The organism is Deinococcus sp. HSC-46F16 (assembly GCF_024171495.1).
Taxonomy (GTDB): domain Bacteria; phylum Deinococcota; class Deinococci; order Deinococcales; family Deinococcaceae; genus Deinococcus.
The window spans coordinates 894,399-911,112 of the sequence record NZ_JALJZW010000001.1 but is presented as its reverse complement, the minus strand read 5'-3'; the positions used below and the strand labels follow the sequence as shown (position 1 = coordinate 911,112).

Here is a 16,714-nt window from a genome sequence, read left to right as displayed (position 1 = left end):
TGGTGCCCGTGACGCGCGGGCTCAAGCCGGGGGCCGGAGCCGACGCCGTGGTGCTGGCCCGCCGCATGCAGGGCCTGTCGGGCGATTTCGTGCGCGGGGTGGGCGGCCCGGTCGTCCCACACCCCCCATGCACACCCCGGGATTGGGGTAGGGCGGCTGGGACCCGGCTGCTAGATTGACCGGGTGACTCCCCGCACAACGGCGCCCTCCCGCGTGGCCCTGGTGACCGACAGCACCGCCGACCTGACCCCGGCGGAGTGGGCCGAACTGAAGGTCTCGGTGGTGGGCCTCACGCTGGAGGTGGGCGGGACCCTCTTCAGCGATCCCGGCACGGTGCGGCGCCCCGACCTCCCCGTGCTGGACCCGGCGACCCTGGTGCGCCGGATGGAGGAGGGCGCGGCCCCCCGCACCTCCCAGGCCGTGCCGGGCGACTTCCGGCAGGCCTACGCGGAGGCGCTGGAGGCCGGGGCCGAGCGGGTGCTGTGCTTTCCGGTGGCCTCTCACCTCAGCGGCACCTTCGCCTCGGCGGTGACGGCGGCGGAGGAATTCCGGGACCGGGTGGAGGTGGTGGACACGCGGACGCTGAGCGTGGGCCTCGGCGCGGCGGTGCGGCAGGCGCGGGTCTGGCTGGACAGGGGAAGCGACCCCGGCGAGGTGGCCCGGCGGCTGACGGGGTTCGGGGGCCGGGTCTTCCTGCGCTTCGTGCCGGGCAGCCTGCGCTGGCTGGTCGCGGGGGGGCGGCTCTCGCGGGTGGCGGGCGCGGCGGCGGGGCTGCTCAACGTCCACCCGGTCATCCGCGCGGAGGCGGGCAAGGTGGAGGCCGCCGCCCGCATCCGGGGCTTTCACGCCGCGCTGCGCGAACTGGCCCGTTCCTTTCCGGAGGGGCTGGAGGCCACCGTGCTGCACGCCGGGAACCTGGAAGGTGCCCGGACGCTCACCGGCGAACTCGCCCTGCGCAACGTCCGGGTGCGGGCCACCCGCGAGATCACGGCGGTGCTGCTTGTCCACGCCGGGCCAGGCACCGTCGGGCTGGTGGGTGTGCCCCCGCTGGAGCCCGCCTGATGCTCGCCCGCGCCCGCAGCGTGGCATTGATCGGCGTGGACGCCGTGCCCGTCGAGGTCGAGGTGGATGTCTCGCCGGGCCTTCCCAGCTTCATGGTGGTGGGCCTCCCCGATCAGGCCGTCAGCGAGGCCCGCGAGCGGGTGCGGGCGGCCGTCCGCAACGCCGGGCTGCCCTTTCCCGCCGCCCGCATCACGGTGAACCTCGCGCCCGCCGACCTGCGCAAGGAGGGGCCGCTGTACGACCTCCCCATCGCGCTGGGGCTGCTCGCCGCGCAGGAACTGCTGCCCGCTGAGGCCCTGCGCGGCCTGGTCTGTGCGGGGGAACTGGCCCTCGACGGGTCGTTGCGCCCCATCGCGGGGGCCGTCAACGTGGCCCTCCTCGCCGCGCAGGAGGGGGTGCCCGCACTGCTGCCGGGCGCCAACGCCGCCGAGGCCGCCCTCATTGACGGGGTCGCGGTCCTTCCGGCGGGGACGCTGCTGGAGGCGGTGCGGCACCTCAGTGGCGAGGCCCCCCTCGCGCCCGCTTCCCCGCCGGAGACACCCCCCGACGAGGACACGCCCCTCGACCTCGCGGACCTCAAGGGCCAGAGCGGGGCCAAGCGGGCGCTGGAGATCGCGCTGGCGGGTGGGCACAACCTCCTGATGATCGGCTCGCCCGGCAGCGGCAAGACCATGCTGGCCCGCCGGGCACCGGGACTGCTCCCGCCCCTGACCCGCGCGGAAGCGCTGGAGGTGACGCGCATCCACTCGGCGGCGGGGCTGCTCACCGGACGGGGCGGGCTGGTGGGGCGGCCGCCCTACCGCGCTCCGCACCACACCGTCAGCGACGCCGGGCTGATCGGCGGCGGAAGCGTGCCCCGTCCCGGCGAGGTGTCGCTGGCGCACCGGGGTGTGCTGTTTATGGACGAGTTCCCGGAGTTCTCGCGCAAGGCGCTGGAAACCTTGAGGCAGCCCCTGGAGGACCGGACGGTCTCGATCAGCCGGGCGCGGGCGACCGTGACCTACCCGGCCAATTTCCAGCTGATCGCCGCGATGAACCCCTGCAAGTGCGGTCACTTTGGTGACCCCGAGCGGACCTGTACCTGCACGCCGACCGAACGTGCCCGCTACGCCGGGAGGCTCAGCGGGCCGCTGCTGGACCGGGTGGACCTCCTGTGCCGTGTCCCCAGATTGACCGTGGACGAGCTGTCCCGCGCCCCGGAGGGCGAACCCAGCGCCGTGGTGCGCGAGCGGGTGGCCTCGGCGCGTGCCCGGATGCTCGCGCGGCAGGGGGGGCGCAACAGCGACCTTGCCGGGCAGGCCCTGCGGCAGCACGCGCACCTGGCACCTGGACCCGAGGCCTTCGCACGGGCGGCAGCCCGGCAACTGGGTCTGACGGGGCGCGGCTTCGACCGGGTGTTGAAAGTGGCGCGGACGGTGGCCGACCTCGCCGGGCAGGAGCACATCTCGGAAGCCCACCTGGCCGAAGCTGTCACCTACCGCCCCCGCGACCTCGTCTAGAGCCGTTTTCCGGGGGACCGCGCCTGCCCAGCGCCCCGACTGGCCCGCCCAAAGCAGGCGTGAGGGCACGCGCGAGGACGGGTCCGGGAGTCGGAGGCCTCGGGTCATTCGGATGCCAACTCAAGGGTACTCGACACCTCGGAACCCCAGCCAGGGGGTAAGGGATGACCGGGCGGTGCTCTCCGGACGGTTCAGGCAGTGGACAGACGCCGTATCCGGCCCTCAGCTCGTCTCCTCGCCACCGTCCCGGTTCGTGCGGGCCGTGCCGTCGTCCGCGCCGCCCCCACCCTCCAGCAGGTTCTCGGGATTGACCACGGCCGGACTGGCGCTCTGGTTGCTGTTCACGATGGCGGGCAGGGCGGCCGCGTCGTCGTCGCGGACCATCTCGCCCGGAACGGGGGAGTTGACGACATTGCCGCTCTCCTGTTCGATTTCCTCGACGCTGCGGCCCAGCGGGGCGTCTCCGTACCGGTTGTCGGTCATGGGTCAGTGTGGGCGCAGGAACCGGCCCAGCGGGTGAGCCGGGGGTAGAGGGGCGTTAAATCCTCACCGGCCCGGCTGCCTGCCGCCCGGGAGCCGCTATCCTGCCGGGCAAGGTGAGGACACAGTGATGAGCGAGCGAGTGCAGTCGGCCCTGCGGGGCCTGGGAATCGGCGGAACGCCCCTGGCGACCCTGGAGAAAGAAGACGCCCTGTTCGTGCTGCTGGAAGGTCTGCTGATCTATCAGGACGCGGGCGGCACCCGCCGGGTCACCCTGCGCGACCTCAACCGCATCCACAGCGACGGCGATGGCCTGCTGAGGGTCGAGACGCCCGCCGGAACGGCCCTGACCGCCAGCCTGCTGGGCTTCGACCCGGCCGAGGTCCAGGCCTTTTTTCCCCAGGTCCGCGACGCGACCGCCCGCGCGAAGAACCTTCCGTCGGCGCCCCTGCCCGCAGCGGGCGGGTTCAAGACGTTTGGCACCACGCCTGCCCCGGCCACCGTGCCCTCCTCCCCGGCGCCCAGCCCGGCGCCCGATGACCGCCGCGAGGCCAACCGCCGGGTGACGACAGTCACCGCCGCCCCTTCCCCGGTCAGTCCGGCGCCGACTGAGGTCAAGCGGGCCGAAACTCCGGTGGTCACGGAGGCCGCAGCGCCTGCTGGTGCGGAGGCGACTCCGGTGGCCCCACTTCCCGCCAAGCCCACCGCTCCCCTCGCGGCCCTGCCCATGCTGGCCGAGCGGGCGAACGCGGTGCACGCGCTCGTCGGGCGGCTGCGGGTGCTGGCGGTCGTGCTGGGGCTGGCGGCGGTGGGACTCGCCGTGGTGCAGTACCTCGGCGATCAGGCGTTCCAGGGGCTGTGGACCCTGATCGCGGGCGGGGTGGGGAGCGTGGCCCTGTTCATCTTCGCGGACGTGACCCGGCTGATCGTCACGCTGGCCCGCGCGGTCGCGGAACAGTCGCGCACGCCGGACGCCTGAGCCCCTCCACGCCCGGAGCCCGTCATGGACCCCGTGACCGTCCTGCTGGTGCTGTTCGGGCTGGCGCTGCTGCTGTTCGCTACCGAGTGGCTGCCCGTGGACGTCACGGCGCTGCTGCTGCTCGCGGCCCTGCTGGCGCTGGGCCTGCTCCCCACCCGCGAGGCCTTCGCGGGGTTCGGCAGTGACACGGTCCTCACGCTCGCGGGCCTCTTTATTCTCACGCAGATGCTGTTGCGGGCGGGAGTCATCGAGTGGATCGGCACCGCGCTGGCCCGCCGCGCCCGCAACGCTGCCGGGATGGTGCGCGGCATGCTGGGCACGGTCGCGGGCGTCAGCGCCTTTACCAGCAACACGGCGACCACCGCCGTCTTCCTGCCGCTGGTGACCGGGCTGGCCCGCCGGGCGGGGATTGCCCCCAGCCGGGTGCTGCTGCCGCTGGCCTACGCCAGCATCCTGGGCGGCACGGTCACCGTGATCGGCACGAGCACCAATCTCGTCGTGTCGGGGGCGCTGCCGGGGGCGGGACTCGCCCCCCTGGGCTTTTTCGAGCTGGCCTGGGTCGGGATTCCGGTGGCAGTCGTGGGCCTGCTGTACCTCTTTTTCGTGGCGCCGCGCCTGCTTCCCGAGCGCGAGGCCGAGCTGGAAGCCTCGCTGCGGGCCTACCTCGCGGACCTGACGGTGGCTCCAGGGAGCCCGCTCGCCGGGCAGACCCTGCGCGAGTCGGGGCTGGGCCGCGACCACGGCCTGACGGTGGTGGCGGTGCGCCGGGGCGAGGAGACGATCTATGCCCCCGGCCCCAGCTTCCGGATTCAGGAACTCGACACCCTGGCGGTCGAAGGCCCCCCCGAGCGCATCCTGGCGGGCAAGAGCACCCTGGGTGTCTTTTCCAAAAGCGAGCAGAAATTGCAGGTAGAGGGCACGGCCCCGGTGCGGCTGGTGGAGGCGGTCGTGTTGCCCGGCAGTCTCCTGATCGGCCGCACCCTGCGCGAGGCCCGCTTCCGCGAGCGCTACGGCCTGTCGGTGCTGGCGCTGCACCGCCGCGCCCGGACGGTCGAGCGCCTGGGGGGGCTGCGGGTGCAGGTCGGTGACGTGTTGCTGATTCAGGGCACCCCCGACCGCTTCGGGGGCCTGGGGGATCACCTCACCGTGCTGGGCGACCTCACCGGGGCGCAGCGTGACCTTCGCCGCGCTCCCCTCGCCCTGGGGCTGTTCGGCGGCGCGGTGGTGCTGGGCGGGCTGGGGGTGCTGCCCCTCAGCGTGGCGGTCGTGATCGCGGTGGCGCTGGCGCTCGCCTTGCGGCTGGTCACCCCGGAGGAAGCCTACCGCTCGGTAGAGTGGCCGGTCATCGTGCTGGTGGCCTGCATGCTGGCCTTCGGAACGGCCTTTGAGGACACCGGGGCCGCGCGGGTGCTCACCGGGGCCATCTCCGGGGTGCTGGAACCGCTGGGACCCTACGGCCTGCTCGCGGCCCTCTTCGCGGTGACGGTGGCCCTCACCCAGCCCATGAGCAACCAGGCGGCGGCGCTCGTGATGCTGCCCCTCGCCATCGGCACGGCGAAGGCGCTGGGGTACGATCCGCGCCCCTTTGTTATCGGCATCACTATCGCCGCCAGCAACTCCTTTATCACGCCGCTGGAGCCGTCCTGCATGCTGGTTTACGGACCGGGGCGCTACCGTTTCCTCGACTTCGTGCGGGTCGGTTCGGGCCTCACGGTGGTGACCTTCGCGGTGTCGCTGCTGGTGATTCCGCGGGTCTGGCCGTTCTAGGCCAGGGCCGCCCGCCTTTAGAAAATGTTCCCGTGTCGGCGGCCCATTTTGTGGGCAAGGGAGAAGCGCCAGGCGCGGCTGTTATGCTGCCCGCATGAGTTCAGACCGCAGCCACGCCCCGATCACCTGGGTCTTCGCTCTCCTGGCGCTCGGTGCCCTCGTGGGAATCGGCACGGCGGCCGCGCTGCTGGCCCGCAAGGACCGCCCCCTGCCCGACGATCCCGACGCGCCGCTGTTCATCTGAGACCGGGGGTTCTGGGCCATAAGTCGACCGCCAGGGCACGCACCCTGGCGGTCTTCGCTTGCGCCGTAAGCGTCAGTCCGCCGCCGCCGGGGCCGCTCCGGGCGCGGGTTCTGGGCGAGGCAATTGCCGGGGCAGCCTTCCCCACAAGAAGAGCAGGCTGAGGCCCCCCAGCGCGGCCAGCGTCAGCAGGCCCACGCGCGGCCCCAGCGGTCCCTCCTTGCCGATCAGGAAGCTGGCGATCAAGGCTCCGGGCGGCCCCATGCCGACGAGCACGAAGGAATACAGGCTCATCACCCGCCCGCGCAGGTGGTCCGGAATGGAGAGCTGCACGGCGCTGTTCGCGCTGACGAGCAGCGAGAGCATCCCGAACCCGCAGACGGCGAGGACCGGTCCGGCCAGCAGCGGCCCCGGCGTCAGGGCCAGCGCCGCCGCGCTCGCCAGGAGAATCACGCCCCCCAGCCGCAGGTTCCGCAGCGGGTTGGGCTTGCTCGCCTGCCACAGCGCCCCCGCCATCGCCCCCAGCCCGAACATCGCCGAGAGGGTGCCAAAGGCCGCTTCCCGCGCCTGAAAGACGACCCGCGCGTAGTAGGGAATGATCACGTTGAAGTTGATGATGGTCAGGCTCATCAGCCCGACGAGCAGCATCACGTTCCGCACTGCCGGGGTGCGCCGCACGTAGGCCAGCCCCTCGCGGATGTTCTCGCCCACGCTGCCCTGCGGCACCCCTTCACGCGGCGGGAAGGGCAGGGTGGCGATCACGAACAGCACCACGAAAAAAGACGACACGTTCAGGTAGAAGGGCAGGGCGAGCCGGGCGATGTTGTCCGGGTCCCCAGCGGCCAGCAGCGAGACGCCCAGCGCCGCGACGATCCCGAACAGGGCCTGCCCCACCGTGCGCGAGACGTTAAAGGACAGGCTGTTGAGCGCGACCGCGTTGGGCACGTCGCCCCGCGGCACGAAGTCCACGACCATGCTCTGGCGGGCGGGCATGTCGAAGGCGTTGGCGATGCCCCCCACGAAGGCGATCGCCATGACCAGCGGCAGCGTGACCAGCCCGAGGTGCGTGGTGACGGCCAGGGTCGCCGCCGTGACCAGCAGCGTGATCTGGGTGGCGAGCAGCACCCGGCGCCGGGGCACCCGGTCCACCACCGCTCCCGCGAACAGCGAGAGCAGCAGGCTGGGCAGAAACTGCGCGACCGTCACGTAGCCCAGCGCCGTGCTGCTGCCCCCCGTCAACTCCAGCACGAGGTACTGCTGCGCGGTCGCCTGCATCCACGAGCCGACCAGCGAGAGCAGTTGCGAAAACCAGTAGCGGCGGTAGTGGGGGTGTCGCAGGGCGCTGAACGTCCGGGCACGCCACCCGGAGAGGCGGGCAAGCATTCGCCCAGCATAGGCTCAGCGGAAGGGGGGCATACCGCCCGCGAAGACACAGACATCAGTTCCTGACTGGCACCTGATGACATGAAGGCTTTGCAAATGTGACTTCCGTCTGGTACAGTGCCGCTGTTTCAGATTTCGTTCGGGCGGCTCTCATGCTCGCCCGCTCCGGCCAGCCTCCCGCTGGCTGCGCCGCCCCATTGTCTTTCCGCGCCCTGTGAGCCTTCCCCATGCCTGCACCTGCCCTGCCTGCATCGCGCCTGCCTGCCGCCGTCCGCGCCACTCTGGTGATCGCCACCCTGAGCCTGTCTGGGAGCCTCCCGTCGGCGCTTGCTGCCACCACCGCCAATCCCCCCGCCAGCCCGGCAAGCCCAGCGCTTCCGGGCAGCGCCATTTCTGGCGGGGCCGTGACGGTGCAAAAGGGCGACACGGCCTACAGCCTCGCGCGGGCGCACGGCCTGAAGGTGGATGAGCTGCTGGCACTGAACGGGCTGAGCAGCCCGGACCTTCAGGTCGGTCAGGTGCTGCGGGTGCGGGCGGCGGCCGCGTCTCACACGGTGCAGCCCAAGGAAACGCTCTACGGCATCTCGCGGCAGTACGGCCTGAGCGTGGACGCGCTGCTGGCGGCAAACAACCTGGCCCCGACGGTGGTTCTGGAAGTCGGGCAGGTGCTCCAGATTCCGGCCGCAGGTTCGCTGCCCGCGCCCCGGATGCTCGCGCAGTCCCTGCCGGTGCCGCCTGCTCCGGCCCAGCCCGCCGCCCGCCCAGCCGATTCCGCGACCGGCGACGACTGGCGCGGCACGGCGATGGCGCTGCTGGGGGTGCCCTACGTCTACGGGGGCACCAGCCGCAGCGGGCTGGACTGCAGCGGGTTCGTGCTGCAGGTCTTCGCCCCCCTGGGCGTGGAACTGCCCCGTACCAGCGCAGCGCAGGCGCGGGTGGGCCAGCCCGTCGAGGTGGCGGACCTCCAGGCCGGGGACCTCGTCTTCTTCGACACTGTGGGGCGCGGCGAGGTCACGCACGTGGGCATCTACCTCGGCGAGAACCAGTTCGTGAACGCGAACTCCTACCGCAAGCAGGTCGCGGTCGACCGCTTGCAGGGAGACCCCTACTGGGGACCTAAGCTCCTCGGCGCCCGCCGGGTGCTGCCGCCCGTGATGTACGGCTCGGCCCGCTGAGGGAGGCGGGCTGGAGGTCCCACCCTCAGCCGCGAGAGTCAGCGCCGTCGGTCGGGAACGCTGCCGCCCGATGGGGACAATCCAAGAGGCCGCTGGACGACTCCGGCGGCCTCTCTTCTGGCTGGTCTGCGCCTAAACTTTGTCGTCGGCCACATTCTCGTCGCCCAGCAGGTGGCGGTACTCGTCGAGGTGTTCGCCCTCGCCGAGTTCGCGGGCGATGCGCTCGATGGCGAGCCGGACGACTTCGCTCTTGCTGATCAGGCGCTCGGGGCTGGAGAGTTCGTAGGCCGTACGGGTGAGCAGGGCGTCCTGCTCCTCGCTGATCACGACCTGGAGGCGTTTGCGTTCCTTTTTGGGCATGGTCCTCTGTGTCCTCTCCACCGGGTCCGCGCCCGGCCGCGGGCTTGGGCGGGGTGTGCGCGGGCAGCGTAGCACGCACCATGAGACACCTCAACATCACCCGCCCATGAGACGCAGGTGCCGTAGACGCCCCGTGAGCATGGTGTGTAAGATGCACCCGTTCTCCGGCACCTCGCCGGACCTGCCGACCGCACCGACTTCCGGGCCTCCCGCCCGTGCCCGAAAGGAATGACTCCATGGATCTGACGCCGCTGCACCTCGTAGGAGGCCGGGACCTGTCCGGCGAAATCGCCATCCAGCACAGCAAGAACGCGGCGCTGCCGATTATCGTGGCGAGCCTGCTGAGCCGCGAGCCGGTCATCCTGCACGGCATTCCCCGGCTGTCGGACGTGGACACCATCCTGGAACTCATGGCGCATCTGGGCACCCGGCACGCCTGGACCGGACCCAACAGCCTGACCCTGCACACGCCCGAGATCCTCAGCACCCACGCGCCCTACGCGCTGGTGTCCAAGATGCGGGCGAGCTTCATCGTGCTGGGGGCGATTCTGGCGCGGGCGGGCGAGGCCACCGTGTCCATGCCCGGCGGGTGCGCGTGGGGGCCGCGTCCGGTCGACCAGCACGTCAAGGCGCTGCGGGCGCTGGGTGCGCACCTCACCGAGGAGGGCGGCGACTTCGCGGCGACGCGCACCGGGAGTCTCAGCGGCACCTTCGTCTTCGAGATGCTGACGGTGGGGGGCACCCACAACGCGTTGCTGGCCGCGGTGCTGGGCGACGGCGTGGTCACGCTGGAAAACGCCAGCATCGACACCGATGTGGTGGACCTCGTGCATTTCCTGAACGCGCTGGGTGCCCAGATCGAGGGTGCGGGGACCAACACGCTGACCATCCGGGGCGTGCCCGCCCTGCGCGGGGGCGAGTACACGGTGATTCCCGACCGCATCGAGGCGGGGACGTTCATGATCGCCGCCGCCGCCACCCGCAGCCGCCTCACGCTGACCAACGTGCGCCCCGACCACCTGCGGGCCGTGAGCGCCAAGCTGGGCGAGATGGGCGTGGACATCCTGGAGTCGGGAGACCGACTGATCGTGGACGCCCGGAACCGGGAACTGCGGCCCGTGAATGTCACCACCCAGAGCTACCCCGGCTTTCCCACCGACGTGCAGCCCCAGATGAGCGCCCTGCTCGCCACCGTGCCGGGCACCAGCGTGGTGCAGGACCCGGTGTACCCCGACCGCCTGACCCACGTGGCCGAACTGCACCGCATGGGGGCCAACATCACCGTGAGCGGCTATACCCAGGTGATCCAGGGTGGCCCGCTGCACGCCGCGCCCGTCAAGGCGGCCGACCTCCGCGCCGGGGCCGCCCTCTTTATCGCCGCGATGACCTGCGAGGGTGAAACGGTGATCGACGGCGTGCAGTACCTCAACCGGGGCTACGAGCGCCTCGCCGAGCGGCTGCGCGGGATCGGCGTGCAGGCCTGGCAGCCCCAGCCCGCGCTGGCGAGCGCGATGGATTGAGTTGCGCACGGGAACGGCGCCCACCCTACGGTTGCGGGTGGGCGCCGTCCTTTGGGTCTAGGTCGGACTGCGGCCGCTGCGGCTAGACCTCCCCGCCCCACTCCCCGCCGTGTTCTGTCCAGGCCGCCTCGATCTGCGCCAGCAGCTCGGCGGGCAGGGGACCGCGCTCGACAATGGCCGCGTTGCGCTCCAGATTCTCGACCCGCGCCGTGCCCACGATGGCGCTGCCCACGCCGGGCGCGAAGGCGGAAAAGCGCAGAGCGAACTCGGTCCACTCCAGCCCGCCGGGGTCGAGGTTCAGCGCCCCCAGCCGTTCCCAGTAGACCTCGGCGTACTGGCCGACCGGGCGCTCGGTGAACTGCCACGCGGCGTTGGCGATGGGCCGTTTGGCGATCACCCCCAGCCCCCGCGCCGCCGCCCCCGGCAGCACATGGCGCAGGCTCCACTGGTCCGTAACGTTCACGCTCGTCTCCAGGCTGCCAAAACGTCCGGAATCTGCCGCCCACGCCAGCGCCTCGTTCTCCCCGCTGTAGGCCGCGACCCCGATCAGCCCGGCCTCCCGCGCCCGGTCGAGCTCGGCCAGCAGGTCGTCGCGCCGCAGGGTGTCCAGGGGACATGAGTGAAGGTGAAAAATGTCGATCCGGTCGGTCCGCATCGTTCGCAGCGCCCGCTCGATGCCGTGGCGGATGGCCCCCGGTGTCCAGTCCTCCATCCCCTCCACGCCGTAGCCGCCCTTGGTGCTCAGGACGAACCCGTCCCGCCGCCCGGCGAGGTGCCGCCCGATGCGTTCCTCGCTCAGCCCGTAGCCCCGCGCCGTATCGATCAGGGTCACGCCGAGGTCGAGGGCACGGTGCAGCAGCCGCCCGGCCTCCCGGTCGTCCAAACTCTCCGCGCCGACCTGCCCCGCCCCCAGCCCCAGGACGCTGACCCGGAAGCCCGTCTTGCCAAACTCGCGCTGTTCCATGCGGCGGAGCATACGCCGGTGGGTGGCTCTGCGCCGACCTTGACCCTCAGCCCCCCACGCCGGGCACCAGCTCGGCCCGCTCCTCCTGCTCCTTGCGGAACTGGAGTTCGTACAGGTCGCGGTACAGGCCGCCCGCCGCGAGGAGTTCGCCGTGGGTGCCGTCCTGCACGACCCGGCCGCCCTCCATCACCAGGATGCGGTCGGCGTTGCGGACGGTGGAGAGGCGGTGGGCGATCACGAAGGTGGTGCGGCCCCGCATCAGCGTTTCCAGGGCCTGCTGCACCAGCGCCTCGGACTCGTTGTCGAGGGCGGAGGTGGCCTCGTCGAGAATCAGGATGCGCGGGTCTTTCAGCAGGGCGCGGGCGATGGCGACCCGCTGGCGCTGCCCGCCGCTGAGCCGCACGCCGCGCTCGCCCACCACGGTGGCGTAGCCCTGCGGCAGCGCCGTGATAAAGCGGTGCGCGTTCGCGGCGCGGGCGGCGGCCTCGACCTCATCGGGGGAGGCGTCGGGGCGGCCGTAGCGGATGTTCTCCTCGATGGACCCGGAAAAGAGCAGGGTTTCTTGCGGCACCAGCCCCACCTGCGCCCGCAGGTCAGCCAGCGCGTAGGCCCGCACGTCCTCGCCGTCCACCCGCAGGCGGCCTCCCGTCACGTCCCAGAAGCGCGGAATCAGGCTCACCAGCGTGGTCTTGCCCGCCCCGCTCGGCCCCACCAGTGCGACGACCTGTCCGGCGGGCACGTCGAAGCTGAGGTCGTGCAGCACCGCCGAGTCGCCGTAGCTGAACCTGACCCCCTCGAGGCTCACGCGGCCCTCGGCGCGGCCCAGGGGGAGGGGGCGGGCGGGTTCGGGGAGGTCGCTGCGCTCGTCGAGCAGCTCGAAGATGCGCCCCGAGGCCCCCAGCGCCTCCTGAAACTGGCTGAACAGACCCGACATCGCCGCGACGGTGGCGCCGACCTGCAACGCGTAGATCAGGAAGGTCACCAGCCCGCCGGGGCTGAGGTCCCCGCCCATCACCAGCCGCCCGCCGTACCACAGCACCACCGCGAGCGAGGCGAAGGTCAGGAAGCTCATCACGCCGCCCATCAGCGCTTGCAGCCGCGCCCGGCGCAGCGAGGCGAGGAAGGACGCCAGCACGCCGTGCCCGTAGCGCCCGCGCTCGGTGTCCTCCGCCGTGAAGCTCTGCACGACCCGCACCCCGCTGATCGCCTCCTCGGCGCTGGCGTTGGCCTCGGCCACCCGGTCCTGCACCTCGCGGCTGACCACCCGGATGCGCCGCCCGATCACGATGGCCGTACCGATCACCAGCGGAATCACCGCCAGCGTGAGCAGGCTCAGCCGGGGGCTAGTAATGACCAGCAGGGTCGTCGATCCCACGATGTTGAAGGCCAGCGCCGCCGCCTGCGCGAGCGCGGTGCTCGTGACCGCCTGCACGGTCCCCACGTCCGCCGTGAGTCGGCTGGTGAGTTCGCCGGTGCGGTGCTCGGCAAAAAAGCGCGGCGAAAGGGTCAGCAGGTGCGAAAAGAGGTGTCGGCGCAGGTCCGCCACCACCCCCGCCCCCACCTTCGCCAGCAGGTACGACTGCGCCGCCCCAAACAGGGACGACAGCGCAAAGATGCCCAGCAGCGCGAGCACCGTGCGGTCGAGCGGTCCGGTGTCGGTCGCGCCCACCCGCAGGAAGGAGGCGTCGATCAGCCGCCCGAACAGCAGCGGGAAAATCAGGTTCAGCCCGCTGGAAATCAGCGTGGCGATCAGGCCCGAGATCAGCAGTGCCCGGTAGGGCCGCGCGTAGGCCAGCACCCGCCGCAGTTGCCGGGGGTCACGCGGGGGACGCGCCGGGGCGGGGGTCGCGGGGGCGGAGGCCGGGCGGCGGCGGGACAACATGGGGCCAGGGTACGGCATGGCGGGCGTCCGTCGGCCCTGTTCGGAACAGGGTCTGGTCCGGCCCCACACGGGTGCTGGCGGGGCACCACAATGGCAGCGGCGGACCCGCATGCCCGCGAGTCCGCCGCCCCCTCCAGCCTCCGGCTTACGCCAGCACGGCCTCCGGCTCGTCGAAGGCCAGCTCGAAGGCCTCCGCGACGCCCTGGTAGGTCAGCTTGCCCGCGTGGGTGTTCAAGCCCAGGCGCAGCGCCTTGTTGCGCGTGAGGGCCGACACGCCCTGCTCGGCGAGTTGCAGCACGTAGGGCATGGTCTGGTTGGTCAGGGCGAAGGTGCTCGTGCGCGGCACGGCCCCCGGCATGTTGGCGACTCCGTAGTGAATCACGCCGTCCACCACGTAGGTGGGGTTGTCATGGGTGGTCGCGTGGATGGTCTCCACGCAGCCGCCCTGGTCCACCGCCACGTCCACGATGACGCTGCCCTCGGGCATCAGGGCCAGCATGTCGCGGGTGACGAGGTGCGGGGCCTTGGCGCCGGGGATGAGCACCGCGCCGATCAGGAGGTCGGTCTCGGGCAGCAGGGCACGGATGTTCGCCTCGCTGCTCATCATGGTGGTCAGGCGCCCGAAGAACACGTCGTCGAGGTAGGCCAGGCGGCGCTGCGACACGTCGAGGATGGTGACCTTGGCCCCCAGGCCCATCGCCATCTTGGCCGCGTTGGTGCCCACCACGCCGCCGCCGATGATGGTCACGTGGCCGGGCTGCACGCCGGGCACGCCGCCGAGCAGCACGCCGCGCCCGCCCACCGGCTTCTGAAGGTGGTACGCGCCCGCCTGCACGCTCAGGCGCCCGGCAACCTCCGACATCGGGGTCAACAGGGGCAGGCTGCCGTCGTCGAGCTGCACGGTCTCGTAGGCCACGCCCGTCGTGCCCGCCTTCAGCAGCGCGTCGGTCAGCGGGCGGTCGGCGGCGAGGTGCAGATAGGTGAACAGCAGCAGGTCGTCTCGCAGGTACCCGTATTCGCTTTGGATAGGCTCCTTGACCTTGACCACCATCTCGGCGGCCCAGGCGTCGGCGGCGCTGCCCAGGGTGGCGCCTGCCGCCTCGTATTCGCCGTCCGCGATGCCGCTGCCCACGCCCGCGCCGCGCTCGACCGTGACCGCGTGGCCCCGGCGCACCAGCGTCGCCACGCCGCCGGGCGTCAGCGCCACGCGGTTTTCCTTGACTTTGATTTCCTTGGGGAGTCCGATCTTCATAGTTCCTCCGCAGGGCCGCGCACCCCGCCGGGGCCGCCCGCCTGCTTTCATGCTGAAGTGGCGCAATGGTAGCAGGACCCCTGGCGCGTCCGATTGCCCGCAGGCCGCCCCAGGACCGTATAGGCGCAACGCGGTTGCGTCAGGCCTGCTACCTTATAGGCATTCATGTCAAAGCCGGACCTCGACGCCACCGACCGCCGCATTCTGACCATCCTTCAGCGCGACGCCCGCATTCCCAACACCGAACTCGCCGACGAGATCGGCCTGACTCCGGCCCCCACCCTGCGGCGGGTGCGGCGGCTGGAGGAGGAGGGCATCATCAGCCGCTATGTCGCGCTGCTGGACCCCAAGCGGGTGGGGCGCGACCTGATGGTCTTCGTGCGGGTCACGCTGGACAAGCAGACCAAGGAGGGCTTCGAGACCTTCGCCGAGCGGATGCGGGGGCGGCCCGAGGTGCTGGAGTGCTACCTCTGCCTGGGGGACACCGACTACCTGCTCAAGGTGGTCGTGCCGGACCTCGACGCCTACCAGACCTTTCTGGTGGACGTGCTCGCGGCCATTCCAGGCGTGCGGAACACGGCAAGCACCATTGTTGTGAAAGGGGAGAAGTACACGACGGGGCTGGCGGTGGAGTAGCGGCAGGGAGGGGCTTTGGGAGAAGGCTCTGACATACTGCGCCCATGCCTTCGCTTGCCTTCCGACGTGCGGCGCCCGCCCTGCTGGCTTCCCTGAGCCTCGGCCTGATGGCGTGTGCGCCCGCGACCCAGCCTCAAGCCTCGGCTTCCCAACCCACGGCTCCGGCGCCCGCTCCTGTGGTGGCGCCCGCGACGCCAACCTTTGTTCCGGTTCAGCCCCTGGGTGCGGCCCGCGTCACGACCTTCACCTCCGCCGCCCAGGTGACCGACCCGGCGCGGACCTACCGGGCGGTGCTGAACACCAGCAAGGGGCCGATCACGCTGGAGCTGTACGCGAAGCAGGCCCCGGTCGCCGTGAACAACTTCGTGTTTCTCGCGCTCAACCGCTTCTACGACGGCACGCGCTTTCACCGCGTGATCGAGGGCTTCATGGCCCAGGGTGGCGACCCGCAGAGCACGGACCCGGCCCTTCGCGCCCGCTGGGGTACGGGCGGCCCCGGCTACAGCTTCCGCGCCGAGGTCGGCAATGGCCTGCGCTTTGACCGCGCGGGCGTGCTGGGCATGGCCCGCGCCGCCAGCCTGGACTCGCAGGGGAGCCAGTTTTTCATCACGCTGGCCCCGGCCGACTTCCTGAGCGGGGGCTACACGGTCTTCGGTCAGGTCGTCTCCGGGTTGGATACCTTGCAGCGCCTGACCCGCACGGCCACCCCGAATGGCGAGGTGCCTATCCCCGGCGCCCAGCCCGACCTCATTCAGAGCGTGCAGATTCTCGTTTCGCGCTGAGGCTCACCCCAGCAACGCCACCACCAGCGTCACCACCAGCGCGGCCAAGCCCATCCCGATGGAACTGGCCGCGCCCGTCGTTTCCCCCTCCTCGCGGGCGCGGGCGGTGCCCACCCCGTGCGAGACGCTGCCGATGGCGATGCCCCGCGCGAGCGGATGCCGCACCCCCAGCCGCGTCAGCATGGGCGGCAGCACCAGCGCCCCCACCAGTCCCGACAGGACGGCGAGCGTGGCCGCCAGCGCGGGCGGAGCGCCCGTGAGGGTGGCGAGTTGCAGCGCGACCGGGCTGGTCGCCGGGGCGGTCAGCAGGGCCTGCCGCGCCGCCGGGTCCAGCCCCAGCAGCCGGGGGAGCGCGGCGTCCGCCCCCACACCCACCAGCGTGCCCAGCCCCCCACCCACCCCCAGCGCCCGCCACTCCCGCGCCAGCAGCGCCCGCAGCCGGTAGAGCGGCACCGCCAGCGCCACCACCGCCGGGCCGAGCAGGAAGGAGAGCGGCCGGACCTCCGCCGTGTACTCCCGGTACGGCGTCGCCGTTACCAGCAGCACCCCGGACACGATCACCGTCGCCACCAGCGTCGGGTTGACGAGCGGATGCCGCACCCGCCACTGCGCGGCCACCCCCAGGGCGAAGGCAAGCAGGGTGAGGGCGACCCAGATCACGGTGCCCCTGTGGGGCAGGAAGTGGACCGTGGGAAGTGGGCCGTGGGAGCTTTTGCTCTGGCCTGAGCCGAA

16 protein-coding genes are annotated in these 16,714 nt (G+C 71.7%); 9 read left to right on the top strand and 7 right to left on the bottom strand.

What is annotated here, in order from left to right; translation table 11 throughout:
- The first annotated feature begins 183 nt into the window (after positions 1-183).
- Both L1280_RS04535 and L1280_RS04530 read left to right on the top strand, forming a co-directional pair.
- The gene (locus tag L1280_RS04535) at positions 184-1,062 is read left to right on the top strand and encodes a DegV family protein (RefSeq protein WP_253580890.1); all 879 of its coding nucleotides are present in this window, start codon (positions 184-186) and stop codon (positions 1,060-1,062) included.
- Positions 1,062-2,561: a YifB family Mg chelatase-like AAA ATPase gene (locus tag L1280_RS04530; protein WP_253580889.1), complete on the top strand. Its 1,500-nt coding sequence runs from the start codon at positions 1,062-1,064 to the stop codon at positions 2,559-2,561. The genes L1280_RS04535 and L1280_RS04530 overlap by 1 nt, the downstream gene beginning before the upstream one ends.
- A 222-nt stretch (positions 2,562-2,783) precedes the next feature.
- Here the strand turns inward: L1280_RS04530 and L1280_RS04525 are convergent, their stop codons facing one another.
- Entirely contained in the window at positions 2,784-3,044 is a 261-nt protein-coding gene (locus L1280_RS04525; RefSeq protein WP_253580887.1) for a hypothetical protein, read from the bottom strand.
- A 127-nt stretch (positions 3,045-3,171) separates the two neighbouring features.
- Here L1280_RS04525 and L1280_RS04520 point away from each other — a divergent pair, with 127 nt between their 5' ends.
- The 3 genes from L1280_RS04520 (at position 3,172) to L1280_RS04510 (ending at position 6,031) form a co-directional block, all read left to right on the top strand.
- A complete protein-coding gene (locus tag L1280_RS04520) occupies positions 3,172-4,020 on the top strand; it encodes a hypothetical protein (protein WP_253580886.1) in 849 nt (282 codons plus the stop codon).
- Positions 4,021-4,044: 24 nt separating this feature from the next.
- Positions 4,045-5,787 carry an SLC13 family permease gene (locus L1280_RS04515; protein WP_253580885.1) on the top strand — a complete coding sequence of 581 codons (1,743 nt, stop codon included), beginning with the start codon at positions 4,045-4,047 and terminating at the stop codon, positions 5,785-5,787.
- A gap of 94 nt (positions 5,788-5,881) precedes the next feature.
- Positions 5,882-6,031, top strand: coding sequence for a hypothetical protein (locus L1280_RS04510; RefSeq protein WP_199776999.1), 150 nt, complete (start codon positions 5,882-5,884; stop codon positions 6,029-6,031).
- Positions 6,032-6,103: 72 nt separating this feature from the next.
- Here the strand turns inward: L1280_RS04510 and L1280_RS04505 are convergent, their stop codons facing one another.
- Complete coding sequence (locus L1280_RS04505; RefSeq protein WP_253580883.1) at positions 6,104-7,411, bottom strand: MFS transporter; 1,308 nt, start codon at positions 7,409-7,411, stop codon at positions 6,104-6,106.
- A gap of 227 nt (positions 7,412-7,638) precedes the next feature.
- Between L1280_RS04505 and L1280_RS04500 the strand changes: the two genes are divergently transcribed.
- Positions 7,639-8,586: a C40 family peptidase gene (locus tag L1280_RS04500; RefSeq protein ID WP_253580882.1), complete on the top strand. Its 948-nt coding sequence runs from the start codon at positions 7,639-7,641 to the stop codon at positions 8,584-8,586.
- Positions 8,587-8,718: 132 nt separating this feature from the next.
- Here L1280_RS04500 and L1280_RS04495 read toward each other — a convergent pair whose 3' ends face one another.
- On the bottom strand, positions 8,719-8,946 hold the full coding sequence (locus L1280_RS04495; protein WP_104990342.1) for a transcriptional regulator: 228 nt from the start codon (positions 8,944-8,946) through the stop codon (positions 8,719-8,721).
- A 236-nt stretch (positions 8,947-9,182) separates the two neighbouring features.
- On the opposite strand from L1280_RS04495, the gene murA reads away from it, so the two are divergent.
- Positions 9,183-10,466: a UDP-N-acetylglucosamine 1-carboxyvinyltransferase gene (gene murA / locus L1280_RS04490; RefSeq protein ID WP_253580881.1), complete on the top strand. Its 1,284-nt coding sequence runs from the start codon at positions 9,183-9,185 to the stop codon at positions 10,464-10,466.
- A gap of 82 nt (positions 10,467-10,548) precedes the next feature.
- Here the strand turns inward: murA and L1280_RS04485 are convergent, their stop codons facing one another.
- The 3 genes from L1280_RS04485 to ald form a co-directional block, all read right to left on the bottom strand.
- Positions 10,549-11,430: an aldo/keto reductase gene (locus tag L1280_RS04485; protein ID WP_253580880.1), complete on the bottom strand. Its 882-nt coding sequence runs from the start codon at positions 11,428-11,430 to the stop codon at positions 10,549-10,551.
- A 46-nt stretch (positions 11,431-11,476) separates the two neighbouring features.
- Complete coding sequence (locus tag L1280_RS04480) at positions 11,477-13,312, bottom strand: ABC transporter ATP-binding protein (RefSeq protein ID WP_253580879.1); 1,836 nt, start codon at positions 13,310-13,312, stop codon at positions 11,477-11,479.
- Between the two features lie 145 nt (positions 13,313-13,457).
- Positions 13,458-14,564, bottom strand: a complete 1,107-nt coding sequence (ald, locus tag L1280_RS04475) for an alanine dehydrogenase (RefSeq protein ID WP_253580878.1) — start codon at positions 14,562-14,564, stop codon at positions 13,458-13,460.
- Positions 14,565-14,729: 165 nt separating this feature from the next.
- Here ald and L1280_RS04470 point away from each other — a divergent pair, with 165 nt between their 5' ends.
- Both L1280_RS04470 and L1280_RS04465 read left to right on the top strand, forming a co-directional pair.
- A complete protein-coding gene (locus L1280_RS04470) occupies positions 14,730-15,200 on the top strand; it encodes an Lrp/AsnC family transcriptional regulator (RefSeq protein ID WP_253580877.1) in 471 nt (156 codons plus the stop codon).
- Between the two features lie 44 nt (positions 15,201-15,244).
- Positions 15,245-15,982: a peptidylprolyl isomerase gene (locus L1280_RS04465; RefSeq protein ID WP_253580875.1), complete on the top strand. Its 738-nt coding sequence runs from the start codon at positions 15,245-15,247 to the stop codon at positions 15,980-15,982.
- 3 nt (positions 15,983-15,985) lie between these two features.
- Here the strand turns inward: L1280_RS04465 and L1280_RS04460 are convergent, their stop codons facing one another.
- A complete protein-coding gene (locus L1280_RS04460) occupies positions 15,986-16,642 on the bottom strand; it encodes an LrgB family protein (RefSeq protein ID WP_253580874.1) in 657 nt (218 codons plus the stop codon).
- Positions 16,643-16,714: the final 72 nt, after the last annotated feature.

Coding starts and splice junctions, on each gene's coding strand:
- L1280_RS04530 (WP_253580889.1), top strand. CDS start 1,062: ATGCTCGCCCGCGCCCGCAGCGTGGCATTGATCGGCGTGGACGCCGTG.
- L1280_RS04525 (WP_253580887.1), bottom strand. CDS start 3,044: ATGACCGACAACCGGTACGGAGACGCCCCGCTGGGCCGCAGCGTCGAG.
- L1280_RS04520 (WP_253580886.1), top strand. CDS start 3,172: ATGAGCGAGCGAGTGCAGTCGGCCCTGCGGGGCCTGGGAATCGGCGGA.
- L1280_RS04515 (WP_253580885.1), top strand. CDS start 4,045: ATGGACCCCGTGACCGTCCTGCTGGTGCTGTTCGGGCTGGCGCTGCTG.
- L1280_RS04510 (WP_199776999.1), top strand. CDS start 5,882: ATGAGTTCAGACCGCAGCCACGCCCCGATCACCTGGGTCTTCGCTCTC.
- L1280_RS04505 (WP_253580883.1), bottom strand. CDS start 7,411: ATGCTTGCCCGCCTCTCCGGGTGGCGTGCCCGGACGTTCAGCGCCCTG.
- L1280_RS04500 (WP_253580882.1), top strand. CDS start 7,639: ATGCCTGCACCTGCCCTGCCTGCATCGCGCCTGCCTGCCGCCGTCCGC.
- L1280_RS04495 (WP_104990342.1), bottom strand. CDS start 8,946: ATGCCCAAAAAGGAACGCAAACGCCTCCAGGTCGTGATCAGCGAGGAG.
- murA (WP_253580881.1), top strand. CDS start 9,183: ATGGATCTGACGCCGCTGCACCTCGTAGGAGGCCGGGACCTGTCCGGC.
- L1280_RS04485 (WP_253580880.1), bottom strand. CDS start 11,430: ATGGAACAGCGCGAGTTTGGCAAGACGGGCTTCCGGGTCAGCGTCCTG.
- L1280_RS04480 (WP_253580879.1), bottom strand. CDS start 13,312: ATGTTGTCCCGCCGCCGCCCGGCCTCCGCCCCCGCGACCCCCGCCCCG.
- ald (WP_253580878.1), bottom strand. CDS start 14,564: ATGAAGATCGGACTCCCCAAGGAAATCAAAGTCAAGGAAAACCGCGTG.
- L1280_RS04470 (WP_253580877.1), top strand. CDS start 14,730: ATGTCAAAGCCGGACCTCGACGCCACCGACCGCCGCATTCTGACCATC.
- L1280_RS04465 (WP_253580875.1), top strand. CDS start 15,245: ATGCCTTCGCTTGCCTTCCGACGTGCGGCGCCCGCCCTGCTGGCTTCC.